Below are 25,796 nucleotides of genomic sequence, written 5' to 3'. Positions count from 1 at the left end.
ATTGGTACATGATTAATCACCAGCGAAGATAAGCTGCGGTCATGGAGCTCCGCCAGATCCGCTACGTCCTCGCCCTCGCCGAGGAGTGCCACTTCGGCCGCGCCGCCGAGCGACTCCACGTGGCCCAGTCCGCCCTCTCCCAGCAGCTCAAGCAGTTGGAGCGCGAGCTGGGCACGATGCTGTTCACCCGGTCGACGAGGCGGGTCGAACTCACCGAGGCCGGCCGTCAGCTGGTCGCCCATGGACGGTCGATCCTGGCCGAGGTCGGCCGAGCCGAGGAGCAGATGGCGCTGCTCGCCACCGGCCGGGCGGGGCGGGTGTCCATCGGCTTCGTCGGCACGGCCACGTACGACGTCCTGCCCCAGATCGCCCGACGGGTACGGGTGCAGCTCCCGAACGTGGCCCTTGAGCTGCACGGCGAACTGCTCAACCCCACGCTGGTCGAAGGCCTTCGGGACGGCACCTACGACCTCGCCCTGCTGCGCTCCGACACCCTGCCCGACGTCGGCCTGAACTTCACCGCCCTGCGGTCCGAACGACTGGTGGCCGCCCTTCCCGCCGGACACCGGCTGGCCGAACGGAGCCGGGTCTCCCTCGCGGAACTCGCCGACGAGCCCTTCGTCGTTCACCCCTCCCAGGGCCGGTCCTCCATGCATGGCCGGGTCCTCGCGGCCTGCGCCCGTGCCGGCTTCGTACCCTCACCGTTGACGGAGGTGGGCGAGACCTCCACCCTGGTCGTCTTCGTCGCGGCCGGCCACGGTGTCGCACTGGTCCCGGAATCGGTACAGAGCCTCCGCCTCGACAGGGTCGTCTACCTCCCGCTTGTCGAGACCGAGACCGTCACCCTCGGGCTCGCACGCCGGCCGCTGCGGAACTCGCGGGCCACCGAACGGATAGCGGCGATGATCGAGCAGTACATGTCGAGCAGTGCCGAACAGCAGTAGGCGACACGACGGGGGCTGGTGGTGGGCGGCCGGTGCACACCCCGGCGCACCGGGAGCCGGCGGTACTGTCTCGACCCTTGGCCTTCACGTGTCCCGGACGCACACTGTGGTGGTGTTGGTATCGAGCCAGGCAGGTGCAGCTTGATCGGCTCCGTCAGGATTCCCCGAGCCCATCGCTTCGCCACCGCGCAGATCGAGCCGGACCGTCAGGTGGAGCTCTGGGAGCGGCACAACGCGGAGTCCTTGATCGCCCTCGCCTGCCGGCCGCCGGTTGGCGGATCGTTCGCGGCCGCGGAGGTGAACCTCCAGCTTGAGCGGGTCCATCTCGCCCGGGTACGTGGCACCCGACACGTGGTCGAGCGCTCCTCCGAGCTGGTCGAGGCCAAGCCCACCGGGGCGATCGTCGTCTACATGGCCATCACGGGGGAGGCGGTCTTCGAGCAGAACGGACACCGTCGAGTGCTGCGGCCCGGGCAGCTCCTGGTCTGCGACGCCGACCGCCCCTTTGCCCGTGGGTTCGGCCGAGGACTGGAGGAGCTGGCGGTGAAGGTTCCCCGCTCGGAGTTCTCCGCGCTCACCGGCCTGCCGACCGTGCCCACCCCCGTCGTCGTCGACGTGGGCGCCGGCGAGAACCCGCACGGACGGGCCCTGGCCCGGCTCGCGGGACGGGCGGTCCGCCGGGACCGCCCGGTGCCGGCCGACGAGCAGGCGATCGTCGAACTCGTGTCGGTGCTCGCCGCCTGTGACCATGTCGGCCTGCCCGTGGCACACAGGGCGGCGGCTCGGATGTTCATCGAGGAGCACTTCACCGACCCGACGCTCCGCGCGGCCGACATCGCGTCCGCCACGGGCATCAGCGAACGGCACCTGTCGCGTCTGTTCGCGGCCGCCGGCACCAGCGTGCCCGGACACATCCTCTCGCGCCGGCTGGACGCGGCGTACAGCATGCTGACCTCCGACTCCACCAGCGGCCTGCGCACGTCGGACGTGGCGGCACGGTGCGGCTTCACGTCGGTCGCGTACTTCTCCCGCACCTTCCGCGAGCGGTTCGGCATCACCGCAGGCGAGGTTCGAGCCGCGTCCGCTTGACCGGCCCGCGGCCCGCCATCCTCATTTCCGCCATCTCGGCCCGGATCGGTGGGTCCGACCGGGTGTGACCGCCGACACTCGTACGCACCAACCCGGTGCCCTTGTCCGGGACGAGGAAAGGTGTGGCACATGCCCGTGTTCGACGATGGTCAGCCCGAGACCCGTCCGCCCGCGTCATCGGTGGTCGAGACCGACGTCCTCATCGTCGGCTCCGGACCGGCCGGCGCGTCGGCGGCGTTGTTCCTGTCGACCCTGGGCGTCGACAACATGGTGATCACGAAGTACCGGTGGACGGCGAACACCCCGAGGGCTCACATCACCAATCAACGGGCGATGGAGATCTTCCGGGACATGGGCGTCGAGGATCAGGTTCTCGCCGATGCCACACCGCACCACCTGGTCGGCGACACGGTCTTCTGCACGTCGATCGCCGGCGAGGAGATCGGGCGCATCCACACCTGGGGGACCCACCCGGCCCGCGAAGCCGACTACCAGCTGGCGTCGCCCTGCCTCGTGGTGGACATCCCGCAGACCTATCTCGAACCGATCCTGGTCAAGAACGCGACCGTACGAGGCACCCAGACGCGGTTCTCCACGGAGTACGTCGCGCACGTGCAGGACGCGGACGGCGTGAACGTCCTGGCCCGGGACCGGCTGACCGGGGCGGAGTACACCATCCGAGCCAAGTACCTGATCGGTGCCGACGGTGCCCGCTCCAAGGTCGCCGCAGACATCGGCCTGCCCTACGAGGGCGCGATGGACATCGCCGGGTCGATGAACATCACGTTCAAGGCCGACATCGAGGCCTACGTCGGTCACCGGCCCTCGGTCCTCTACTGGGTGATCCAGCCGGGCGCGAACGTCGGAGGCATCGGGGCCGGCCTGGTGCGCATGGTGCGGCCGTGGGACGAGTGGCTGATCGTCTGGGGCTACGACATCAACGACGAGCCCCCCGTCGTCGACGAGGCTTCCGCGACGCAGATCGTGCGCGACCTGCTCGGCATGCCCGACATCGACGTCGAGATCACCGGCACCAGCCTGTGGGGCAACAACGAGATGTACGCCAAGCACCTCCAGAAAGGCCGCGTCTTCTGTGCGGGGGACGCGATCCACCGGCATCCGCCGAGCAACGGTCTGGGCTCCAACACCTCGATCCAGGACTCCTACAACCTGGCCTGGAAGCTCGCCCTCGTACTGCGCGGTCAGGCCGACCGGAGCCTGCTCGACACCTACTCGACCGAGCGGGCGCCGGTCGCCGAGCGCATCGTGCGACGGGCGAACCGGTCCAGCCGTGAGTTCGTGCAGTTCTTCGAGGTGCTCGGCCTGCTCGACGCCACGACGGAGGACGAGATGGTCGCGGCGATCGAGGAGCGGAAGGCCAACACACCCGGAGGCGCGGCCAAGCGCGCCGCCCTGGTCGACGCGATGGAGCTGAAGAACTACGAGTTCAACGCCCATGGGGTGGACCTCGGACAGCACTACCAGTCGGCCGCGATCGTCTCCGACGGATCCTCGCTGCCCGAGCCCAGCCGTGATCCCGACCTGTACTACGAGATGTCCACCGTGCCCGGCTCGCACGTGCCGCACGCCTGGGTGGGCGACACCATGCACCGCAAGGCGATGATGGACCTCGCTCCCTACGACCGGTTCACCCTCGTCACCGGCATCGCCGGCGAGGAGTGGACCTCGGTGGCCGACAAGGTCGCGCACGAGTTCGGGATTCCGCTCGCGACCGTCGTCATCGGGGCGGGCCAGGAGGTCACCGACCTGTACTACGACTGGGCGAAGCTGCGCGAGGTCGACGAAAGCGGCGTCGTACTGGTGCGCCCCGACAAGCACATCGCCTGGCGCTCGATGACGATGCCCGAAGATCCCGAGGATGCTCTGCGTTCGGCGATGCGCCAGATTCTGGGGAAGGCGTGAACGGCCTGCGGTTCGTCCACGACACACTCGCGCAGCGCGTGCTGTTCGCCTCCGGCGCGGCAGCGGAGAATCTGGTCGCCGAGATCAAGGAACTCGGCGCGTCCCGGGTCATGGTGATCGCAGGAGAGTCCGAGCGCGAACTCGCCCAACGGGTCGCCGCGCAACTGCCCGTGGCGTACTGGCACCACGAGGTGGCCATGCACGTGCCGGTCGAGGTGGCCGAGCGGGCCAGGAAGCAGGCCGAAACGCACCAGGCCGACGCGCTGGTCTGCATCGGCGGCGGCTCGACGACCGGCCTGGCCAAGGCCGTGGCGCTCACCACCGGCCTGCCCATCGTCGCGGTGCCGACCACGTACGCGGGCTCGGAGGCCACCAACGTGTGGGGACTCACCGAGCAGGCCCGGAAGACCACCGGCACCGACCCCCGGGTGCTCCCACGCTCGATCGTGTACGACGCGACGCTCATGCTCACCCTGCCGGTCGACCTGAGCGTGGCGTCCGGCCTCAACGCCCTGGCACACTGCGTCGATTCGATGTGGGCCCCCCGCGCGGATCCGATCGACCGGGCACTGGCCGGCGAGGGCATCCGGGCCCTGCGCATCGGGCTGCCCCTGGTCGCCGCCGAGCCGGGCGGCCTGGACGGACGTGAACACGCCCTGTACGGCGCCTACTTGTCCGCGGTGGCGTTCGCCTCGGCGGGATCGGGGCTCCACCACAAGATCTGTCACGTCCTCGGCGGCATGTTCGACCTCCCGCACGCCCAGACCCACGCCGTCGTCCTTCCCCACGTACTCGCTTTCAACGTGCCTACCGCACCGGACGCCGAGCGACGTATCGCCGCCGCCTTCGATGCAGAGTCCGCGACCGGCGGACTCGCCCGTCTGCGCGCGCAACTCGACGCGCCTCGAGCGCTTCGCGACTACGGCATGCCGGAGTCCGGCATCACCCGCGCCGTGGAGGCGATCCTCGCCGCGGCGCCACCGAGCAATCCGACCCCCGTGACCCCCGACAACATCTCCGGGCTGCTGCACGCGGCCTGGGAAGGAGCGGAGCCCCGATGACCGACACCGTCTCCGCCGAACAGGAGCGTCGCGAGGCGGACCTGGTCGAGCGCGTCGCCCGTTCGTTCGACGACTGCACCGACCCGCGGCTCAAGCAGCTGATGACCTCGCTCGTGCACCATCTGCATGCCTTCGTCCGCGAAGTCCGCCTGACCGAGGGCGAGTGGGCCAAGGGCATCGAGTTCCTGACCGCCGCCGGGCACATCACGGACGACAAGCGCCAGGAATTCATCCTGCTCTCCGATGTACTGGGCCTGTCCATGCAGACCATCGGCATCAACAACGAGGCGTACGGCGACGCGACCGAGGCGACCGTCTTCGGTCCGTTCTTCGTCGAGAACAGCCCCGAGATCTCCCTCGGCGACTCCATCTCCGGCGTCGCGTCCGGGGAACCGTGCTGGGTGGAGGGCACCCTCTCCGACAGCGACGGACAGCCGGTCGCCGGTGCGCGCATCGAGGTCTGGGAGGCCGACGCGGAGGGCCTCTACGACGTCCAGCACGACGACGGCCGGACCGCGGCCCGCGGCCATCTGTTCTCCGACGCCGAGGGACGCTACTCGTTCTGGGGCGTCACACCGACGCCGTACCCCATCCCCTACGACGGTCCCGTGGGCAAGATGCTCGCGGCCGTCGGCCGATCTCCCATGCGGGCCTCGCATCTGCACTTCATGGTCAGCGCCGCGGGACAGCGCACCCTGGTCACCCACATCTTCGTCAGCGGCGACGAACTGCTCGACTCGGACACGGTGTTCGGGGTCAAGGAGTCCCTGGTGAAGAAGTTCGAACGCCAGGCCCCCGGCTCCCCGACGCCGGACGGCCGCGCGGTGGACGGCTCCTGGTCACGGGTCTCCTTCGACATCGTGCTGGCCCCGGCCGGTACGTGATCGTTCGGCACAGGCCGAAGGGGTCGGGCCGCTCGGCGCAGTAGCGGGCGCGTCCGGACCCCTGGGCACCAGTGCCCTCCACTCCGGCCAGTACGGGGCTCTCGAACGAGTGCGGCCGGGATCGTATCCGGCGGCGTCCGGCCGCCGTGCCCTCGGGCCCCGGCTTGTTGGGCCGGGTCAACGCACATGGAGTCAGCCGGGTGCGTGTGCCGTGCCACCGAGTCGGCACACCGCGCCCGTGGTCATGCCCGCCTTCCCGCACGAAGGAGAACTGTATGACGGCCACCGTCACCAACTTCAGCTACGGCGTCGTGACGCCGATCGCCGCCTATCTGATGGCCACCGTCGGGTCGGCACTCGGGTTGCGCTGCACGACACGGTCGCTGCGCCGCCCACACCACAGAGGCAGATGGCTGGCTCTGGGCTCCGTATCATTCGGCTGCGGTATCTGGGCCATGCACTTCATCGCCATGATCGGCTTCGACATCAAGGGTGTGGCGGTTCGCTACGACCGCGATCAGACATTCTTCAGCCTCGCGGTCGTCATCATCTGCGTCGCCGCCGGCATGTTTCTCGCCGGCTACCGAGGCCGGTCCGCGGCGACCCTGATAACGGCCGGCATCATCACCGGGAACGGGGTGGTGACCATGCACGGCCTCGGTATGAGTGCCATCAAGATCGACGGCAGCCTCCACTACGACGGTAGCGTCGTGATTCTCACCTTCGTCTTCACCATCGTGATCGCCACGGCGGCCCTGTGGGCGGCGGTCTCCATCCACTCCCTGTGGTCCAGCATGGGCGCGAGCCTGATCATGGGCGTGGCGGTGACCGGCATGCACTACATCGGCATGACAGCCCTCACCGTCCGGCTCACCGGCCAGACCACGATCGATGAGTCGACGAGCAATCTGGGGTTCCTCATGGTCATGCTCGCCGGCCCGCTCGTGGTCCTCCTGGTCGCCACGACCATCGTCATGTTCGACACCGACATGCTGGTCGGTGACGGCGACGCGGTGCGGGCGGCGCCCGCACCGCGCGGGTCCGGCTCCGCCCACCCTGTGCGGTAGGCGTCCCCGTCGCGCCGTGCGTACGTGCGAGCGCGCTGCCTGTCGTACGTCTCCACGGTCGCTGTGCCGTGCCCTGCGGGAGCCGGTGCGGTCGCGGGGCCGTAGCAACCCGATACGTACCTGTTCACGCCTCTACCGAGCAACGAGAACGCGGTCGCCGAGCACTCGCCCGGCGACCGCGTCGCCGTTTGGCGGGCCCAGTGGTTCCTGATCCATGCGCTCCTCCCGGTGAAGTAACCATCGCGACATACAGACGAAAGAACTGCCTGCCGAACGCTCGACATGCAGCGACCCGAGGTCTATTTTGGAATCAGATTTCACCTGACGGAATGGAGGTCAAGTGGGCATGGCACCTGTTGAGGCGCCGACCTCGGTGGCGATAGCCGGAGGCGGGCCCGTTGGAATGGCGCTCGCCATCGACCTTGCGCAGCGCGGCGTGGCCAGCGTGGTCTTCGAAAGCCGTGCCGAAGCAGACCGCTTCTCGGCGCGCACCAACATGACAAACGTCCGTTCGATGGAGCACTTTCGCCGTTGGGGGATCGCCGACGCGCTGCGGGAGAACGACCCCGTGAGCCCGCGGATCCAGCGGGACGTGGCCTTCGTGACGCGCCTGAACGGGCATCTGATCCAGCACTTCCCCCGGGCCTACGAGTGGTCCGAGCGGCTGGCGATCGCCTCGGAGGTCGCCGAGTGGGCGCCCAACGAGGCGATCGAGAAGACCCTCAGGGCCCGGGCCGCGGAACTTCCGCTGATCGACGTGCGCTTCGGGCACGAGGTCGAGTCGTTCGAGCAGGACGACGACGGCGTCACCGTGCACGTGACCGGCACCGACGGACCGCGGGCGTTCCGCAGCGACTATCTCGTGGCCGCGGACGGGAGCCGTTCGCGGCTGCGCAGCCGGATCCTCAATGTGCGCATGGAGGGCAAGCCCAACCTGGCGCGGAGCTTCCTGTGGCATCTGCGTGCCCCCGGGCTCGCCGAGCACTGGAAGGCCTCGCCGATGGTCTCCATGACGCTCTTCTACAACGAGGACCGCCACTGCGACAGCTTGGTACCGCAGTCGGGCGAGGACCAGTGGGCGTACTTCTGTTCACCGGTTCCCGACCACATCGACGGCGACGACTGGGAGGCCTGCCGCGACATGCTCTTCCGGGCGGTCGGCGTCGAGTTCGAGGTCGAGCCGCTGGAGGGCGGGACGTTCATCACCCACTCGATGCAGGCACCGCGCTACGACTTCGGCCGGGTGCTCCTGGCGGGAGACGCGGCCCACCTGGTCTCCCCCATGGGCGGCTTCGGTATGAACATAGGTATCGGAGACGCCGCCGACCTCGGATGGAAGCTCGCGGCACTCGTCCAGGGGTGGGGCGGCCCGCTGCTCCTGGCCAGCTACAGCATCGAGCGGGGTGAAGCGGCCCGGTTCATCCTCGACGGCTGCGAGCGCAACCAGGCCGTGGGCGCGTCGGAGCTGGTGCGCGACGGCATCGAGGACCCCGGTCCGCCGGGGGACGCCGTGCGGGCGCAGGTCGCCGAGGACATCCAGGTGCAGAAGGCGCGACAGTTCAAGCGCATGGGTGGCCAGCTGGGCTACCGCTACTCCAGCTCGCCGATCATCGTGCGCGACGACCTGGAGCAGCCGGCGGCCGACTTCGAGGACTACGTCCCCTCGGCGGCACCCGGCAACCGGGCTCCCCACCACTGGCTCAAGGACGGTTCTTCGCTCTACGACCACATCGGCCAGGGTTTCACCCTGCTGGTATTGGACGCGATCGAAACCGAACCGCTGCGTCGGGCTACCGCCGCGCGCGGCGTACCGCTCGACGTGGTCACGCCCGGCGAGCCCGACCGGGCCGCCCTGTACGACCTCTACCTGGCGCCCGCGACGCTGGTCCGCTCGGACCACCACGTCGCCTGGCGAGGCCATGCCCTGCCCGAGGACGTCGACCGTCTGCTCGACGTCGTCACCGGTTCGTCGGCCTGGCCGGCGACCGTCACCCGTTGAATCGCGCCGCTCGGCGCCGCAGGTCACCACCCCACCGCACAAGGAGTCTCTTCATGCCCAAGGTCACCCGCCTCGGCCACGTCGGTCTGTTCGTCACCGATCCGGAGGTCATGCTCGACTTCTACTCGGGCTTCCTCGGTATGACCGTGACCGACCGCGACGAGCGGCGCGTCTTCCTGAGCTCGCGTCCCGGCGAGGAGCACCACGAGCTGCTCCTGGCGAAGGACAAGGAGCGGCACACCGACCCGCAACAGCTGTCCTTCGTGGTCCAGTCGCTGTCGGACCTGCGGGAGTTCTACGCGCAGATCGTCGAGCGGAAGTACTCGATCGACCATGTCAACAACCACGGCAACGCGATCGGATGCTACTTCCGCGATCCGGAGGACAACCGTGTCGAGGTCTACTGGCACACGGGCATCGACTGGCCGCAGCCCTACAGCCAGCCGATCGACCTGTCCCTGACCGAGGCGGAACTGCTCGGCCTGCTGGACGACATGAAGGCGTCCGCGTGATCGTGTCCGGACTCCTGAGAGGAGAACGTCCTTGAAGGAAGGCATGATTGCCGAGGTCGTCGGATTCGCCGGCCACGGGGACACCGTCATCGAGGGCTACCTCGCCCGGCCCGTGACCACCGAGCCGACTCCCGGAGTCGTGGTGCTCCACCACGCACCGGGACTCGACCCGTGGTGCAAGGAGGTGGTGCGGACCTTCGCCTCCCAGGGCTACACGGCCATCTCTCCGCACCTCTATCACCGGCGCGGTCCCGGGCACTGGGCGGACGTCGCCGCCGCTGCCCGTGCGGAAGGGCTCGCCAAGGCGATGCCGAACGACCAGGTGATGGGTGACATCGCCGGCGCCGCAGCGTACTTGCGGGCGCAACCGGGCGCCAATGGCAAGGTCGGGGTGATCGGTTTCTGCTCCGGCGGACGGCAGGCGTTCCTGGCGGCCTGCGACGTGCCCTCGCTTGACGCGGCGGTGGACTGCTGGGGCGGCAGCATCCTCCCGCAACCCCCCGATCCCAGTCGCCCGGGTCCGGCGCCGAAGGGCGTCATCCATCGCGCGCCGGACATGGCGATGCCGCTTCTGGGGATCTTCGGCAACGAGGATCTCAACCCCACCCCGGAGCAGGTGGACGAGATCGAACGCGTGCTGACGAAGCATGGGAAGTCGTTCGAGTTCTTCCGCTACGACGGTGCCGGCCACGCGTTCTTCGCCTCGGACAAACCCAACTACCGGCAGGAGCAGGCCGTGGACGGGTGGGAGCGGGTCTACGCGTTCTACGACGAGCACCTGCGCTGAAGGAGGAAGGTATGTGCACTTGGATGACCGAGCAGATCGGCATCACGGGAGCGGCGCGGGGAGTGCCGGACTGGCTGAGGGTGACGCGGGCCAACGTCTTCTACGACCACCCCGTCAGTGCTCCGTACGACCACGCGTTGATCATCGATTTCGTCAATCCTGACGCCGGCGTAGGCGCTCGGGTCGGGGTCGAACTCAGCGCCGCCTCGGCGTGGGAACTGGTGCGAGCCATCACGGCGGCACTCGAAAGCCCGGAGGCCCAGGCGGACCTCGCGGCCGAAGGGCGTGCCCCGGTGCGTTCGGAACTGGAAACCCTGCCGTAACTCTTGTGTGGCTCCGGTCACGCTGCTACGTTCGCCGCATTCCATCTAGCGGAATGAGTTTCCGCATCTGACCCCCTTGAGGTCTCATCCGCCGCCCCCGGACGGATTTGCGGGAAGCAAGGAGTCGCACATGTCCCAAAACGTGTTTGCAGACAATCCGGTCGGTCGGCGCACAAGGATCGCTGTCACCGGACTGAGCGTGCTGCTCGGTCTCGTCGCTGGCGGGTGCGCCGACGCGGACACCACCGCCACGACAGCCGGGAACACCTCTCCCAGGAGCTCCAGCTCCGCGGACCCCTGGGCAGTGACGGATCTGGCCGCCTACACCGGAGGCAAGTCGGGGGCCGCCGACACCGGCCTCTCGCCGGTGAAGATCGGATGGGTCAACCAGCAGGGCGGGTCGCTGGAATACCCGAACGCCACACTCGCAGCCCGGGCGGCGGTGAAGTACATCAACGAGAAACTCGGCGGGATCGACGGGCATCCGCTCGAACTGAGCACCTGCTACGTGGTGGACAGCGAGCAGGAGGGCAATTCCTGCGGACTGAAGATGGCCAACGACGACGACATCAAGGCGGTCCTCGTCGGCACACTGATCAACGGCGGCCAGTCCATGCGGGCGGTCGTCCAGGGCAGCAAGCCCATCCTGATGTCGAACTCGATCAGCGCGCCGGACGCCACGGGCAAGAACGTCTTCATCTTCAACGGCAACCCCGACTCCATCTTCGGGGGGCTGGCGACCTACCTCGACGACAAGGTCAAGGCCAAACGCGTGGCCGTCGTCTATCCGCAGGACGCACAGAGCATCGGCGGCGTGGACGTGCTCCGCAAGGACCTGAACAAGCTCGGCATCAAGCTCAAGGCGGTCGGGTTCGACCCGTCCACGACCAACCTCACCGCGGCCGCGGTCGCCGCCGGCATCCAGACGGCCGACGCGGTCGTACCGCTGGTGTCGTCACCGCCGAACTGCATCTCGGCGGCGAAGGCGCTGGACTCCCTGGCGGTCAAGGCTCCGATCGTGTCGACCGGCTCCTTCTGCTTCTCCAAGGCCGTCGCCCAGGGACTGGGCGGTGAAGCGCCCAAGTGGCTGCAACTGTCGACGCAGACCAACGTCGCCGACACCTCCCTCACCGATGTGCGGGCCTACCTCAAGCAGTCGCAGGCCGCGTCGCTGAGCGCGGGCGCCCAGACCGACTCCGACGCGACGCTCGCCTGGAGCCTGGTCATGACAGCGACGAAGTTCCTCAACGCGGCCGGTGGCGCGGACGCGACCACGAAGACCGTGGCGAAGTCCGCCCGGTCGTTCTCGGGCCCGATGCTCCTGGGCAGCGAGACGGTCAAGTGCGGTGCCTACAGCGACCAGCCGGGACTCTGCGGCGCCCAGAGCCGGGTCTTCGAGCACACCGGTGGCAACACCTTCTCCGCGGCCACCGACTGGATCACCCCATCAGGACTCTGACGGCCGACGGCACGTCGTCCCCCCACACAACCACGATCAACCCCTTGAAGACCACCCGTGCCCGCACGACGGCGGGCGAAGACGAGGAGACACCATGAGCGCCCCAGCGAGCGCCACGATCCGGCCCCGTGAGCCGAACCCACGCCCCGAAGACCTGGTGCACAGCGCGGCGTCCTTTCGGGACCGACTGCTCGGTGAGCAGGAAGCGACGGAGGAGCGGGGCGCCTACTCGCCCGAGACCCATGAGCTCTTCCGCGAGGCCGGCTTCTACCGGACTCTCCTGCCGCGCCGGTACGGCGGCTACGAGTTCGACGTACCCACGTTCCTCCGCGTGATCGTGGAGATCGCCCGCGGATGTCCCGGCACCGGTTGGGGCCTGTGCCTCGCGGCCGGGCACGGCCTGCAGATCGGAGGGCTGTACGGCGAGGCCGCCCAGTCCGGCGCCATCGGGCCCCACGGGGACTTCGCCGCACCCATGCGCGGTATCCCGATGGGCACGGCCACGCGTACCGAGCAGGGTTCGTGGCGGATCGCGGGGACGTGGGACTACTGCTCGGGCTCGCCGTACTCCACCCACGCGATGCTCGCGGTCCGCCTCGACGAGGGCGACGGTGCGACGGGTGACCAGGGGCTGGCGCTGGTGCCGCGCGCGGACTGGACGCTGATGGACGACTGGCGGCACCGTTCGTTCGGGATGCGCGGCAGCGGCTCCAACAGCATCCGGGTCGACGCAGCCGTGATACCCGACGAGTTCCTGGTCCGGGGAAACCCGCTGGGGTTCGGCGGCAAGCCGGCCACGCCCGGATACCGCCTGCACGGGAATCCCATGTACGCCGGCCACTCGATGGGTTACCTCCAGCTGGAGATCACGTCGGTGCTGGTGGGCTGTGCCTATGCCGCGCTGGATGAGTACGAGCGGATCATCCGCGCCAAGAGGACTCCCGGACCGCGCGGCGTTCCACGGTTCCAGACCGCCGACTACCAGCGCTACTGGGGTCTGGCCAGCGGCAAGGCCAGCGCGGCGGAGGACGTGCTCCTGCGCAGCAGCGAGTTCTACATGGAACTCTGCCGGGAGGCGGTTGTCGACGACACGGGTTTCGCCCCGGAGCGGCTGATGCGCATCCACGCCAGCACCCATCACGCCGTCAACCTCGCCTGGGAAGCGGTCGAGCTGCTGTTCCGCACCTCCGGAACCAGCGAAGGAGGGCGCAACGGCTCGCGTATGCAGCGGTACTACCGCGACATCTCCACGGCACGGACCAATGTCGGGTTGCAGTGGGAGACCTTCGCCACCGCACTGGCTCAGGAGCACTTCGGCCTGAAGGCCGATGGGCTCGTCTGAGCCGGCGGCACGGCTGAAGGAGTGAGTTTATGCAGACAGTTGTTCTGTTCGCGCTGCTGGGGCTTGGTTCGGGTGCGGTCATCGCCGGCATCGCGCTGGGCGTGGTGCTGAGCTGGCGAGGCAGCGGGACCATCAACCTGGCGGCGGGGGCGACGGTCATGGTCGCCGGCTATGTGTTCTGGGCGGTGCGAACCGGGTTCTTCGGGTTCGCGCTGCAGACCGTCCCGGCGATCATCCTGACGCTGCTGTTCATGGCCCTCTACGCCGTGGTCGTGGAGTTGGTGGCCGTCAGACCGCTGCGCAGCGCCTCCCCGCTCGCCAAGCTCGTGGCGTCCATGGGCGTTCTGCTGCTGACTCAGGCGCTGGTCCTGCTGATCTTCGGCACCTCGCCGCTGAACAGCCCGTCGGTGCTCACCAGCGACGTGGTGTCCGTCTTCGGCGTGGCGGTGCCCGAAGCGCAGTTCATCCTGGCCGGGATCGTGGTGGTGCTGGCAGCCGGGCTCGCCGCCCTCTACCGCTTCACCCGCTTCGGGCTCGCGACGCGGGCCGCCTCGGAGAGCGAGAGTTCGGCCGCTCTCGCCGGGCTGTCGCCGAACGTCATCTCGCTGGGCAACTCCGTCCTCGGGCATGTGGCCACCGGGTTCGTGGGAATCCTGGCGGCGTCCATCGTCGGGCTGAGCGCCACGACCCTGCCCCTGCTGATCATTCCGGCGCTGGCCGCGGCGCTGTTCGCGCGGTTCACCTCGTTCGGCATCGCGTGTGCCGTCAGCCTGCTCATCGGGATCAGCGAGTCGTTGCTCTACCAGGCGTCGAACGAGTCGTGGTTCCCGACCCAGAACGGCTCCGCGGTTCCGGGTGTGCAGCAGGTGGCCGAGTTCCTCCTCATCGTCATCGCCCTGTGGTGGCGGGGCTCCAGCCTTCCGCTCCGCGGCGACCTGGTGGAACGGTCCCTGCCGATGGTGCCCGACCAGGACCGGCTCGCCGCGCGGGTCGCCCCGGTGGCCATCGCGTGTGCCGTGGCACTCGTGGTACTTCCCTCCGACTTCCGACAGGCCGTCACGACCGGCCTGGTGGCCACCGTCCTGTGTCTCTCCTTCGTGGTGATCATGGGCTACGTCGGTCAGCTCTCGGTCGTGCAGCTGGCGCTGGCCGGCGTCGCCGGATTCGCGCTCTCGCACCTTGAGGCCGCGTACGGCATCGGCTTTCCGCTGGGCCCGATCCTGGCGATCGCCGTGGCGACCGTGCTCGGGGTGCTCATCGGTGCCAGTGCGCTGAGGGTGCGGGGAGTCACGCTGGTCGTGGTGACCCTGGCCGCCGCGATCGCCATCGAACAGTTCGTCTTCGCCAATCCGGACTGGGGCGGCGGCCAGTCAGGCGCTTCTGTCGAGTCACCGACGCTGTTCGGCCTCAACCTCGGCACCGACGCCTCCTTCCGTGGCCTGGACGGGTCGCTGCCCAGTCCGGTCTTCGGCCTGCTGGCGCTGGTGGTGACCGTGGTGCTCTACCTGTTCGTGGCGAATCTGCGCAGGGGAGACCTGGGGCGCCGCATGCTGGCCGTGCGCTCGAACGAACGCGCTGCCGCGGCCGCGGGCGTCAACGTGCGGGCCGTCAAGATCCAGGGCTTCGCCATCGCGTCCTTCCTGGCCAGCGTCGCCGGCGTGATGTACGCCTACGACTTCCGCACGGTGTCGGCGAACAGCTACGGCACCATGAGCGCACTCTCCCTGGTCGCGAGTGTCTACGTCCTGGGAGTGACGCTGGTCCAGGGCGGGGTGCTCGCCGGATTCGGCGCCGCCGGCGCGGTGATCCCGCTCATCCTCCAGACCTGGGTCCTGCCGGAGAACCGGGTCTCCGTCTACATGCAGCTCATCATTGGGACCGGCCTGCTCATCCAGCTGAGGTTCTGCCCCGACGGGCTCCTGGTGGCCTCGGCGACGAAGCGGGAGCGACGAGCGCGTGCCTCACGCGCGGCCAAGGCGCTGACCGCGGTGGGCGCCAAGCCGCAGGGAGGGGTGTGAGTATGCCGAGTCCTGTTCTGTCCGCGCGCGGTATCAGTGTCCGGTACGGCGGGGTGCAGGCGCTCTCCGGCGTCGACATCGAAGTGGGTCCCGGCCAGATCGTGGGACTGATCGGCCCCAACGGCGCGGGGAAGACCACGTTCATCGACGCCGTGACCGGTTTCGCGCGGTGCACGGGCAGCGTGGAGGTGGCCGGCCGTGACGTCGGGCGGATGCGCCCGCACGCCCGAGTGCGGGCGGGGCTCGGCCGGACGTGGCAGGCCGTCGAGCTCTTCGACGCCCTCACGGTGGCGGAGAACCTGGCTGTCGCCGCCCGTCGGCCCACGCTCTGGACGACGCTCCGAGAACTGCTGGCCAACGCCGAGGCGACCAAGCCCTCGGTGGGCCACGCCCTGGAGGCGCTCGGCATCGTGGACCTCGCCGAGGCGATGCCCGGCGAGCTCTCGGAGGGGCAGCGCAAGCTGGTCGGTATGGCCCGGGCCTTCGTGGGTGAGCCGAAGGTGGTGCTGCTGGACGAGCCGGCGGCCGGCCTGGACACCGACGAGAGCGCCGAGCTCAGCAAACAACTGCGCCGACTCGGCGACCAGGGCACCCCGATGCTGCTCATCGACCACGACATCAACCTCGTGTTCGCGACCTGCGACCACGTGGTCGTCATCGAGTTCGGCCAGGTCATCGCCACGGGTCGCCCGGCGGACGTGCGCCGTGACCCCAGAGTGGTCTCCGCCTATCTGGGATCGGCCGCCTCCGACGACATCAAGGTCGGGGAGGAACCATGACCGAACCAGTACTGCGCATCGAGGGTCTGACCGCCGGTTACGGCAGCGTCGATGTCGTTCGTGATGTCCATCTGGAGGTCGGAAAGGGTGAGGTGGTGGCCCTGCTGGGCCCCAACGGGGCAGGCAAGACCACGACGTTGCGCGCGCTGTCCGGCCTGGTGAAGGCCTCGGCGGGTTCGATATCGATGGACGGGCAGGACCTGACCGGGCTGACGCCCGCCGCACGAGCGTGCCGCGCCATCGCGCACGTCCCGGAGGACCGGGGACTGTTCCGAGGGCTGACGGTGGCCGAGCATCTCAGGCTCGGGCCGCGCGGCGAACGGCTCGACGCGCAGCTGGCCTACCGGTACTTCCCGGCGTTGCCGCACATCGCCGACCGACGGGCGGGAGTCCTCTCCGGCGGCGAGCAGCAGATGCTGGCGGTCGGACGTGCTCTGGCCCGCAGGCCGTCACTGCTGGTGCTCGACGAGCTCAGTCTCGGACTGGCTCCGGTGATCGTCGAGCAACTGCTGCCGGTGATCCGGGCCTACGCGGACGAGAGCGGCTGCGCCGTCCTGCTGGTCGAGCAGCATGTGCACCTTGCCCTGGAGATTTCCGACCGGGCCTATCTCATGGCCCACGGTGCCGGCAGTGACAGCCACGACGCCGCAGCGCTACGGCGGGATCGCAGCGTGATCCAGGCCAGCTACCTCGGGGGACAGGAGTGGACACCCACTGCTGATCGTGAAAAGGAACGAGACGGAGAAATGCAATGAGGATCGGAATCATCGGCGCCGGCCGGATGGGCCAGGCTCTTACGGGTCTCTTCGTGGAGGCCGGCCACGACGTGGTGCTCGCGAACTCCCGAGGCCCCGAGTCGCTGGCCGAATTGACGGCCCGGTTCGGTGAGCACACCAGCGCCTCCGACGTCCCCGGCGCCGTCGCGGGAAGCGACCTCGTCATTCTGGCCACGCCCTGGGGCAGGACCGCGGAGGCGGTGTCGGTGGTCGGGGACTGGTCCGGCGTGGTAGTGGTCGACACCACCAACAACCGCAGCAAGCCCGGTCCCGACGGCCTGATCGACATCGGGGACCGCATCTCCAGCGAGGTCGTCGCCGAACTCGTGCGCGGCGCGTGGCTGGTCAAGGCGTTCAACACCACGCCCATCCCGTTCCTGGTCAAGGGCCTGGGCCCTTCGGCGGGCGAGGACAACGCGGTGTACGTCGCCGGGGACGACGCCGCCGCCAAGGCACTCGTTGGTGACCTGGTCGCCAGCATCGGCGGGGAAGCTGTTGACACCGGCGACCTGCGCACCGGCGGTTGGCTGCAGGGCATGTCGGGCCCATTGGCCGGAACCATCGAGATGATCACGCCGGCGGATGCCCGGGCCCGCCTGGAAAAGGCCCTTGAACAGGTGCGTTAGTACCCCGCTGACCGAGCACACCCCTTCACATTCACAAGGAAAGCGAGAACACCATGGCCATTGTCAACGTCAGCAAGTCCATAGCGCTCAAGGCCCCTGCCGACCAGGTGTGGGCGTTCGTGAGTGACTTCGGTGGCTACGCGGCGTGGCAGCCGCACATCGCTTCGGTCGAACTACGCCCCGACGGCGACCGCCTGGTCAACTTCACCCGCGGCGACTCGGTGCTCGACCGGATCTCCGCCAAGGACGACGAAGCACGCACCCTCACCTACGAGCTCGTCCCCGGTCAGAAGACGCCGATGAAGAAGCTCGCCGCCACGTTCACGGTGACCGGGGCCGGGGCCGGCAGCGACGTCGAGTACGTCATCGAGGTCGATGTGCCCGACCCGATGCAGGACGCTGCCCGCGCCGGGATCGGGGCCGACATCGACGGGGCGCTTGCCGGCCTCGATGCCAACTTCAATGGGTGACGCCGACGGCGGGGCACCTGTCGCCCTGGTCACCGGAGGCGCGGGATTCATCGGCAGTGCGATCGTCAAGGCGCTGACGGCACGGGACCACCGTGTCGTCGTCCTTGACCGGGTCGGGGACGACGCCGTCGATCTCGCGGACGAGGAGCAGGTCCGTGCGGCGGCCCGCACGGTGCTGGTACGGCACGGACGCTGTGACGTATTGGTCCACGCCGGCGTCAACTTCGAGCGAGCGGCCCTGCGCGACCTCGACGCCGCACTCATGCGCCGGATGATGACCGTCAACGTCGAGGCTCCGCTGTGGCTCCTGCAGGAGTTGACGCCGAGCATGGCCGAGCATCACTTCGGGCGGGTCGTGATGGTCGTGTCGGACACGTTCTTCGACCCGCCGCCGGTGCCGGACATGCTCCCGTACGTCATGACCAAGGGCGCTCTGATCGGCGCGGCGCGGGCTCTGGCTCGTTCCCTGGGCGCGGACGGCATCACCGTCAACTGTGTCGCACCCGGCATGACGCCGCCCCCGGTGCCGGAGCCCGGACTGGGCTCGAACGCGGCCGAAGGTGTCCGCTCGCGGCAGGCGATCCCACGGACCTTGGTCCCCGAGGACGTGGCCGAGGTCGTCGGCTTCCTCACCTCACGGGAGGCCGAGGCCCTCACTGGGCAGACCATCTGCCCGGACGGGGGGCTGGTGCTGCGGTGAACGACAGCTTGAGGAGTCAGAGCACGTCGTGGACAAGGTAGTCGAGAGTGCCGCCGCGGCTGTCCGGGACATCGCCGACGGAGCGAGTATCGCGGTAGGCGGGTTCGGGACGGCAGGTGTCCCGTGGGAGCTGGTTGCGGCGCTGCTCGACCATGGCGCGACGGACCTCACCGTCGTGACCAACAACTGCGGCGTCAACGGCGTCGGCCTGGTGCGGCTGCTCAAGGAGCGCCGCATCAGCAAGGTCATCGCGTCCTACTTCGGGCAGAACCTGGAGTTCGCCCGCCAGTACCTGGCCGGCGAGATCGAGGTCGAACTGACGCCCCAGGGCACGCTGGCCGAACGCCTGCGGGCCGGCGGTGCGGGGATCGCCGCCTTCTTCACTCCGACCGGGGTGGGCACCGTGGTGGCCGAGGGAGGACTCCCTCGGCGCTACGACGCAGGCGGCGATGTCTCCGTGGCGTCGCCGGCGAAGGAGGTCCGCACCTTCACGGTGAGGGGCCGCGCCAGGGACTTCGTTCTGGAGGAGAGCATCGTCACCGACTACGCGTTCGTCAGGGCAGCGGTCGCGGACCGTCATGGCAACGCCGTCTTCCATGCCGCGGCGATGAACTTCAATCCGGACGTGGCGATGGCGGGGCGCGTCACGGTGGTCGAGGCGGAACGAGTGGTGCAACCCGGCGGGATCGATCCCGACGCGGTGCACCTGCCGGGGGTCTTCGTCCAGAAAGTGGTCGCTGTGGACGTCGGGAGGATCGAGTGAAGGTCGGCTGGACCCGCCCGCAGATGGCAGCGCGGGCCGCGCAGGAGCTGCGCGACGGCGAATGCGTCAACCTCGGGATCGGGCTGCCCACCCAGGTACCTCAGTACCTGGGGCTCGGTGTCCATGTGGTGGTCCACAGCGAGAACGGCGTCCAGGCCGTCGGGCCGTATCCCAAGGACGGCCAGGGGGACCCCGAGGTGATCAACGCCGGCACCGAGCAGGTGACCACGTTGCCCGGTGCGGCGTTCTTCTCGTCGTCGTTGTCGTTCGCCATGATCCGCGGAGGGCACGTGGACACCACGATCCTCGGCGGAATGCAGGTCTCGGCCACCGGAGATCTCGCCAACTGGATGGTCCCGGGCCTCATGGTGAAAGGGATGGGCGGAGCGATGGATCTGGTGAGCGGCGCCGGTCGTGTCATCGTGCTCATGGAGCACGTCGCCAAGGACGGTTCGCCCAAGCTGTTGCCGTGCTGCACGCTCCCCCTCACGGGTCGCGGCGTGGTCGATCGGGTCATCACCGATCTCGGTGTACTGGATGTGACGGCGCAGGGGCTGGAACTGGTCGAGCTGGCCCCGGGCGTCGAGCTCGACCTCGTACGGGGCGCCACGGCGGCTCCAGTGGTCGTGTCGCCCCGGCTCGCCGACAGCCGTGAGGGAGTTTGACGCAGGCAGACGCCCACAGCCCAAGAGTCCCGTGCCTGCCTCGTCAGGCACGGGACTCTTGGGCTGTGGGCTCGCGGTTCCGGTGGGCGCCGCCTGGCGGCCATGATGTGCCGGGCAAGTTGGATCCGGCTCAGGACGCGGAGTGGGTGCAGCAACTCCGGTCAGTGGCGCGTGAGATGTCCGATCGTCTGAACGCGACTAGGGACTTGCCCTCGCCATCCTTCGAGCCGATACAGTCCGCGGTTCGCGCCGATCCTGGCCGTGGCTGACTCGGGTGCGGCCAGGATCTCAATGGCGCGGGAGCACTCAGGCCTGCGGGGTGAGTGCACCGAGGTGGCCGGGGGCGACCGTTACGAACATCATCCACCGGTCACCGTGGCCGCGGGTGACGTGACCGGCTCCGGTCACGTCGTCGATGAGGGCGACGTCACCGGTCACCGGGCGGGTGATGGTGCCGTCACCGGTCTCGTTCTCGGCGCTTCCGTTCAGGGTGATGCCGAACTGTCGGCGCGGGCCGTTGTGCCACACCCCCGGGGCGTAGCCCTCCAATCCGTAGTCGCGGCGGGTGACGAACGCTCCGATCGACGCCGGCCACGTGTCGACCGGTGGTACCGGGCCGAGCGGGTACGGCCACCGGAAGGGCTCGGAGCGCGAGCGTCCGTCGTCGTCGTATATCCAGGTGAGAAGGGGCGGGCCCGGGCGAGGGTCATGGTGGGAGCCGGTCTGGACAAGACCCGGTTCCGGCACCCATTCCGGGGTGGAGACGAAGAACAGCCAGGCGTCGTCCGGCCATGTGAGACGGACGTCGTCGACAGCGCCGACGGCGAAACAGACGACGTCACCGGGCCCCAGCTCGGTCGCGGGACACCTGCCGACCGACAGCTCGATGCGACCGGACAGTACGACGAGCAGATGGGAGCCGAGTGCCGGGAGGACGGGCATTTCGTCCGCTCGAAGCCGGGCCAGCCAGAAGCGCGATGCCGGGATGACGTCGTACGGACCCTTGTCCCTGGCATCTCGGTAGGGGAGGAGGATCTGACGCACATCCGCGGCTCCGGAGACGTCAGTGACGTGCAGTACGCGCACTTCAGGCCTGGACCGTTTCGGGCGTGTACTTGCCGCTCAGCTGCTGCGGCGTGCCCTTGAGACCTGCAAGGGCACGGTCATGACGCGTTTCCCGCTTCCAGGTGCGCCCGAGGTCGTCCTGCACGTCGATGCGCAGCCGGCCCAGGCCGCCGACCTCCAGTTCGACGACGTCACCGTCCATGAACGGGTGCAGGCCACCATGGGTGGTTCCGGTGGCCACCAGGTCACCGGGTTCGAGGGTGTGCAGCGAGGAGACGAACGCGATCGACTCGGCGATGCTGTAGGCCATGTCGTCTGTGTTGAAGTCCTGCATCAGGTTGCCGTTGGTCCAGAGACGGACCGGCAGGTTCTGCGGATCCGGCACCTCGTCGGCGGTCACCAGGAAAGGACCGATCGGACAGAAGGTCTCACGGGACTTCATCTGGTAGAAGGCGTTCTGGCGGGGCGGGATACCTCGGGCGGAGCCGTCGATGAGGTTGGTGTATCCGAAGACGTAGGCCATCGCCTCGTCGGCGGACACGTTGTTGGCCCGCCGCCCGATGACGACGGCGAGCTCGGCCTCCCCTTCGAACACCGTCGCGGGGATGTCGGGCAGCACCATCCGATCGCCGTGGCCCACGATCGAGTGAGGTGTCTTGGGGAAGCCGTTGACGGGGGGACGCTCGGTGGCTCCCTCCATGTAGTTGCGTGCCATGCAGTCGATGTTCAGCGGCCTCGGGACCGGGGGCCGGACCCGGACGGAGTCCAGCGGGACGCCGGTACCCTGCTCGGCCACCTGCCGGATCTTGTCCACGAACTCTGGCCACCGGGTGATGACGGTCGCCAGCAGTTCTTGCGGGTGCGCCGGTGTCAGCTCCGCGACGGCGTCGCTCACGTCGATGACGGAGCCGCTGTCGAATACGCCCAGCCTGAAGTCATTGAAGAACAGGAGCTTCACGCGTTTTCCCTTCGGGACAGGTCGAGGTTGGTCGGTTCGAACCGGCCGTACTGGCCTCGGAAGAAGACCAGGGCCCGTCCGTCCTGCGCGGATGCGAGGTTCAGCACCCGTGCGACGGCGATCGTGTGGTCGCCGGCGTCGTGCTCCGTGACCAGTTCGCAGTCCAGCCAGGCGATCGCGTCGTCGAGCGCGGGCCCGGCGTCGCGGTGGTGCCAGCTGATCCCGGCGAATCGATCTGTGCCGGATCGCGAGAACTGCCGTGAGATCTGTTCGTGATGCGAGGCCAGCACGCTGACGCAGAAACGCTGCTCATGCCGGATCAGTGGCCACGTGCTCGATGTGTGAGCGGCGCACACGGCGATCAAGGGCGGGACGAGCGAGACGGAGGTGATCGAGTTGGCTGCCATCCCCACGGGCTGACCGGCGGCGTTGGCCGCGAGTACCACCACCCCCGTCGGGAGATGACCGAGCACGTTGCGGAACTCGATCGGGTCGATGTTCCTGGGTCCGGGAAGGTTGGCGACTTGTTCGCTTTGCGATGCCATGTCTGTATTCCATCTGCCGGAATCTGATTCCGAAAATGCTAGTGACGTGTGTCATGGCCGTCAAGGGTGGCGGGGGATCGTTCGCCGCCGGGGTGTCCGACCGACGTCTCGACCGCCGGTCTGGTCATCGCGCGGTCGGATCCGCGACGAGGGCGATTGAGCGGTGTTTCCGGCGACAGGTGCTCCGATCCGCGCGGCCCCTCCTGGTCGAGCAGGCAAGCCCTGACGTCGCGAGATGCCCACCAAGTGGTGCGTAAAGGGCAGGCGGTCCGGATCAGAGGCTCTGTGAGGTCGCGGTCCGAGTCAGGTGCTACGAGGGCTGCGCCGGATCAGTATCCTGAGGTGGATCGGAGGTCACGTGAAGGAAGATGGTTCGTCTTCGGCTGTTTCGCCTGGTGAGGGCCGGGATATCGGGCATGTCCGGGCGGTTCAGCGTGCGGCTCGCATCATGACGGCGTTGACAGAGCATCCGTATCCCTTGGGGATAGTGGAGTTGGCCAAGTTCGTGCGGCTGTCTCCCGGCAGCGTTCACCGGTTGCTGGCGACGCTCGTCAGTGTCGGTTGGGTGGAGCAGAACTCCCGGACCAGTAAGTACCGGCTGGGGATGGGGGCTGTTGGTATCGGCAGCGTGGCGCTGGTCACCAACCCCGTCGTGCAGGACAGCCGGACCCATCTGTCCCGGGTTGCGCAGTGGTCCGGTCACGACGCGGTACTGAGCACGCTTGTCGGTGGGAAGACGGTCCAGTTGGCGCGTTCGGCCGGTGTCAATACGGAACTCATCGAGTTCGAGCCGGGGCACCCGCAGCCGGCTCACGCGATGGCTGACGGGAAGTTGTTGCTGGCGTATCTGCCGGATGACGAGGTTGCTGACGCCGTCGGGGTGGAGGAGTTGCGGCGTTTCACACCGAATACGATTACCGACCTGGATCAGATGCGGCGGGAGTTCGAGGAGATTCGGGCGCGGGGATACGCCGTCGACAACTTCGAGAGGTTCGACACCGGGCGTGGGATCGCGGTTCCGGTGGTGGATTCCGGTGGGCGCCCCCTGGCGGCCATGATGTGTCTGGGCAAGTTGGATCCGGCTCAGGACGCGGAGTTGGTACAGCAACTGCAGTCGGTGGCACGTGAGATGTCCGATCGTCTGAACGCGACTGGGGACTTGCCCTCGTCATCCTTCGAGCCGACGCAGTCCGCTGTTCGCACTGATCCTGACCGTGACTGACTCGGGGCAGCCGGTGTCGAAATGGTGCCGGGTCGCTCACGCCTGCCGGGTGAGTTCACGGAAAAGGACAGCGACGACCATCCAGGTTCAGATAGAACTTCGCCGTCAACGGGTACGCGATGCAGTCGTTCCAGGCGCCCTTCCGGAGCCGCGCCGTACTAGGACCAGTCGACGCCGAGGATGTCGGCTACATCGGACCACGGACGCTTTCGAGGTTGAAAGATGCCTACTAGGGCTGGCTGCGTCACAGGCCGAAGGCGCCGCCCTCAATGAGGATGAGCAGGCCGATGGCGATCAGGACCAAAGGCAGCAGAATGTGGCCCCAGCGGGACAGGGCTTTGGCGATGACCGGGCGAGTGGCGAAGGACCGACCCGCGTAACACCACACCGCTACCAGCACGAGGAACACCGCGGCGTAGACGCTCATCCCGCCGATGCCGGCGGACGCGAAGACGGGCACGTAGACGCCGATGTTGTCCCCGCCGTTGGCGAAGGTGACCGCGGCGACCTCCAGCGGGCCCGGCCCGACCTCCTTGGTCTCCTGCTGGTCTCCGCCGCCGTCCCGGTGGCCCTTCCACGTCTGCCAGGCGGCCTTGAGGCCCAACGCGAGCGGCAGCAGACCGAGATAGGGGATGGCGGCCTCGGGCAGGAACGTGGCGCCGAACGCGGCGGCCACCGCCACGGTGAGGATCGCGGCGAACCCCAGGTACTGGCCGACCACGATGCGACGGGTGGAGCCACGGTGCCCGGCACCCTGGGCGAAGAACAGCGCCAGGACCAGGATGTCGTCGACATTGGTGACGGCGAACAGCCCAGCCGCCTGCCCGATGATGCCCAGGTTCACGAGTGGTTGTCCCCTCTGAGGTCAGTGTCGGGTGACGCTACCGGGAGACTGTGCCAAGCCCTTGGCGGGGTGGACGCTCAGTGCTGTTCCTTCTCGCGTATGTCGGGGCAGGGCGTCGGCAGCACCAAGCCCTCCTGATCTTGCTGGTGGAGGTCGGAGCACGGTCCTTTCCTCATGTGGCGGCGGATCCGCCCCTCCAGGTCGCCCCGATCCGGCCGACGATCACCAGCCGCCGCCCACCAGGCCATGACCCTCAAACGGTGAGCCTTTTCGACGTGCCCACCGATCAGGTGACGGCTCCGGCGCCCCTGAGATCAGCACGCGCCGAGAAGGGAGTCAGTTGAAAGCGTCGGTCATGCAGTCCACCCGGCAGTTGGCGGCCTCATAGCGCTGGCGGAGGGCGGCAGCCGCCTCTTCGCGCTCTACGACGACGTGCCCGTAGTGCCGGCATGCCACCGTGGTCACGTCTTCGACCGTGACGATGGCCGGTTCGCCGCGTGCGGCCCGGCGGCGCGCTTCGGCGATCGCCATGTCCGCAGAACGCAGTAGGTTTCTGGAACGGTCCCGGATTACGGCCGCCTGGGCTCGTTTCGCCGAGAGGGGGCGCAGCACTCGTCCCCGCCACAGGAAGCCGGCGGCGACAAGTGCGAGACCGAGCGCTACGAACATGAGTCCGCCGGGGTCGTGAGGCATCCATCCAGTCTTCACCACTCGCATGGTGGTCGTCATGCCCGCGCCGGCGGCCGATTTCCGGAGCGACCTGGTGTCAGTGAGCCTTTCAGTGGGGCCACTGATCGGATGACGCCGCCGGGATGCGCACCACACGAGGCTCCCACGCCGTTGAGGGGTGTTCGAAGTCCCAACCCACAGGCACAGGAGTCAATGCCGCGAAGTTAAGGCTTTCCTCCGCAGATCAACTTGCTTTCCGGTAGAGGTTTTGTCACGCCGGGCAGGAGGGTGTAGGCCCCTCTGCGG

At 68.4% G+C, this 25,796-nt stretch carries 26 protein-coding genes; 21 read left to right on the top strand and 5 right to left on the bottom strand.

Features of this window, described 5'->3' with window-relative positions; translation table 11 throughout:
* Positions 1–41: 41 nt before the first annotated feature.
* From M2283_RS34175 to M2283_RS34080, 20 genes are all read left to right on the top strand, one after another.
* A complete protein-coding gene (locus M2283_RS34175) occupies positions 42–944 on the top strand; it encodes a LysR family transcriptional regulator (RefSeq protein ID WP_280880348.1) in 903 nt (300 codons plus the stop codon).
* Between the two features lie 141 nt (positions 945–1,085).
* Positions 1,086–2,033, top strand: coding sequence for a helix-turn-helix domain-containing protein (locus tag M2283_RS34170; protein ID WP_280880347.1), 948 nt, complete (start codon positions 1,086–1,088; stop codon positions 2,031–2,033).
* A gap of 129 nt (positions 2,034–2,162) precedes the next feature.
* Entirely contained in the window at positions 2,163–3,956 is a 1,794-nt protein-coding gene (locus tag M2283_RS34165; protein WP_280880346.1) for an FAD-dependent oxidoreductase, read from the top strand.
* Positions 3,957–3,961: 5 nt separating this feature from the next.
* Positions 3,962–5,017: a maleylacetate reductase gene (locus tag M2283_RS34160; protein WP_280880586.1), complete on the top strand. Its 1,056-nt coding sequence runs from the start codon at positions 3,962–3,964 to the stop codon at positions 5,015–5,017.
* Positions 5,014–5,901, top strand: a complete 888-nt coding sequence (locus M2283_RS34155; protein ID WP_280880345.1) for an intradiol ring-cleavage dioxygenase — start codon at positions 5,014–5,016, stop codon at positions 5,899–5,901. Before M2283_RS34160 ends, M2283_RS34155 begins: the two co-directional genes overlap by 4 nt.
* Before the next feature lie 275 nt (positions 5,902–6,176).
* A complete protein-coding gene (locus M2283_RS34150) occupies positions 6,177–6,968 on the top strand; it encodes an MHYT domain-containing protein (protein ID WP_280880344.1) in 792 nt (263 codons plus the stop codon).
* 346 nt (positions 6,969–7,314) lie between these two features.
* Positions 7,315–8,967: an FAD-dependent monooxygenase gene (locus M2283_RS34145; RefSeq protein WP_280880343.1), complete on the top strand. Its 1,653-nt coding sequence runs from the start codon at positions 7,315–7,317 to the stop codon at positions 8,965–8,967.
* Positions 8,968–9,020: 53 nt separating this feature from the next.
* Positions 9,021–9,479 (top strand): VOC family protein, encoded by a 459-nt coding sequence (locus tag M2283_RS34140; RefSeq protein ID WP_280880342.1) that lies wholly within the window; start codon positions 9,021–9,023, stop codon positions 9,477–9,479.
* Between the two features lie 43 nt (positions 9,480–9,522).
* Positions 9,523–10,266 carry a dienelactone hydrolase family protein gene (locus tag M2283_RS34135; protein WP_280880341.1) on the top strand — a complete coding sequence of 248 codons (744 nt, stop codon included), beginning with the start codon at positions 9,523–9,525 and terminating at the stop codon, positions 10,264–10,266.
* Positions 10,267–10,289: 23 nt separating this feature from the next.
* Positions 10,290–10,589 (top strand): DUF6295 family protein, encoded by a 300-nt coding sequence (locus M2283_RS34130; RefSeq protein WP_280880340.1) that lies wholly within the window; start codon positions 10,290–10,292, stop codon positions 10,587–10,589.
* Positions 10,590–10,719: 130 nt separating this feature from the next.
* Positions 10,720–12,048: an ABC transporter substrate-binding protein gene (locus M2283_RS34125; RefSeq protein ID WP_280880339.1), complete on the top strand. Its 1,329-nt coding sequence runs from the start codon at positions 10,720–10,722 to the stop codon at positions 12,046–12,048.
* Positions 12,049–12,142: 94 nt separating this feature from the next.
* Complete coding sequence (locus tag M2283_RS34120) at positions 12,143–13,390, top strand: acyl-CoA dehydrogenase family protein (protein ID WP_280880338.1); 1,248 nt, start codon at positions 12,143–12,145, stop codon at positions 13,388–13,390.
* Between the two features lie 29 nt (positions 13,391–13,419).
* The gene (locus tag M2283_RS34115) at positions 13,420–15,408 is read left to right on the top strand and encodes an ABC transporter permease (protein WP_280880337.1); all 1,989 of its coding nucleotides are present in this window, start codon (positions 13,420–13,422) and stop codon (positions 15,406–15,408) included.
* Positions 15,409–15,410: 2 nt separating this feature from the next.
* Positions 15,411–16,187, top strand: coding sequence for an ABC transporter ATP-binding protein (locus M2283_RS34110; protein WP_280880336.1), 777 nt, complete (start codon positions 15,411–15,413; stop codon positions 16,185–16,187).
* The gene (locus M2283_RS34105; protein ID WP_280880335.1) at positions 16,184–16,942 is read left to right on the top strand and encodes an ABC transporter ATP-binding protein; all 759 of its coding nucleotides are present in this window, start codon (positions 16,184–16,186) and stop codon (positions 16,940–16,942) included. Before M2283_RS34110 ends, M2283_RS34105 begins: the two co-directional genes overlap by 4 nt.
* Positions 16,939–17,589 (top strand): NADPH-dependent F420 reductase, encoded by a 651-nt coding sequence (locus M2283_RS34100; protein WP_280880334.1) that lies wholly within the window; start codon positions 16,939–16,941, stop codon positions 17,587–17,589. Before M2283_RS34105 ends, M2283_RS34100 begins: the two co-directional genes overlap by 4 nt.
* 53 nt (positions 17,590–17,642) lie before the next feature.
* Positions 17,643–18,059, top strand: coding sequence for an SRPBCC family protein (locus M2283_RS34095; protein ID WP_280880333.1), 417 nt, complete (start codon positions 17,643–17,645; stop codon positions 18,057–18,059).
* The gene (locus M2283_RS34090; RefSeq protein WP_280880332.1) at positions 18,052–18,759 is read left to right on the top strand and encodes an SDR family NAD(P)-dependent oxidoreductase; all 708 of its coding nucleotides are present in this window, start codon (positions 18,052–18,054) and stop codon (positions 18,757–18,759) included. The genes M2283_RS34095 and M2283_RS34090 overlap by 8 nt, the downstream gene beginning before the upstream one ends.
* Positions 18,760–18,787: 28 nt before the next feature.
* Positions 18,788–19,522 carry a CoA transferase subunit A gene (locus M2283_RS34085; RefSeq protein WP_280880331.1) on the top strand — a complete coding sequence of 245 codons (735 nt, stop codon included), beginning with the start codon at positions 18,788–18,790 and terminating at the stop codon, positions 19,520–19,522.
* A gap of 23 nt (positions 19,523–19,545) precedes the next feature.
* Positions 19,546–20,187 (top strand): 3-oxoacid CoA-transferase subunit B, encoded by a 642-nt coding sequence (locus M2283_RS34080; RefSeq protein ID WP_280880585.1) that lies wholly within the window; start codon positions 19,546–19,548, stop codon positions 20,185–20,187.
* 306 nt (positions 20,188–20,493) lie between these two features.
* Here M2283_RS34080 and M2283_RS34075 read toward each other — a convergent pair whose 3' ends face one another.
* The 3 genes from M2283_RS34075 to M2283_RS34065 are packed head-to-tail and all read right to left on the bottom strand — an operon-like array spanning position 20,494 to position 22,755.
* Positions 20,494–21,231, bottom strand: coding sequence for a hypothetical protein (locus tag M2283_RS34075; protein ID WP_280880330.1), 738 nt, complete (start codon positions 21,229–21,231; stop codon positions 20,494–20,496).
* Between the two features lie 43 nt (positions 21,232–21,274).
* Positions 21,275–22,210, bottom strand: a complete 936-nt coding sequence (locus M2283_RS34070) for a fumarylacetoacetate hydrolase family protein (protein ID WP_280880329.1) — start codon at positions 22,208–22,210, stop codon at positions 21,275–21,277.
* A complete protein-coding gene (locus M2283_RS34065; protein ID WP_280880328.1) occupies positions 22,207–22,755 on the bottom strand; it encodes a flavin reductase family protein in 549 nt (182 codons plus the stop codon). Before M2283_RS34065 ends, M2283_RS34070 begins: the two co-directional genes overlap by 4 nt.
* A gap of 358 nt (positions 22,756–23,113) precedes the next feature.
* Here M2283_RS34065 and M2283_RS34060 point away from each other — a divergent pair, with 358 nt between their 5' ends.
* A complete protein-coding gene (locus M2283_RS34060) occupies positions 23,114–23,977 on the top strand; it encodes an IclR family transcriptional regulator (protein ID WP_280880327.1) in 864 nt (287 codons plus the stop codon).
* A gap of 244 nt (positions 23,978–24,221) precedes the next feature.
* On the opposite strand, the gene M2283_RS34055 is transcribed toward M2283_RS34060, so the two are convergent.
* Positions 24,222–24,821, bottom strand: a complete 600-nt coding sequence (locus tag M2283_RS34055; RefSeq protein ID WP_280880326.1) for a cadmium resistance transporter — start codon at positions 24,819–24,821, stop codon at positions 24,222–24,224.
* A 336-nt stretch (positions 24,822–25,157) separates the two neighbouring features.
* On the bottom strand, positions 25,158–25,352 hold the full coding sequence (locus tag M2283_RS34050) for a hypothetical protein (protein ID WP_280880325.1): 195 nt from the start codon (positions 25,350–25,352) through the stop codon (positions 25,158–25,160).
* Between the last annotated feature and the right edge of the window lie 444 nt (positions 25,353–25,796).

It is taken from the genome of Streptomyces pseudovenezuelae, from assembly GCF_029892565.1.
In the GTDB taxonomy this organism is placed as follows: domain Bacteria; phylum Actinomycetota; class Actinomycetes; order Streptomycetales; family Streptomycetaceae; genus Streptomyces; species Streptomyces pseudovenezuelae_A.
Note: the sequence above shows the minus strand (reverse complement) of the source record. Positions and strands in the feature narration are given on the sequence as shown.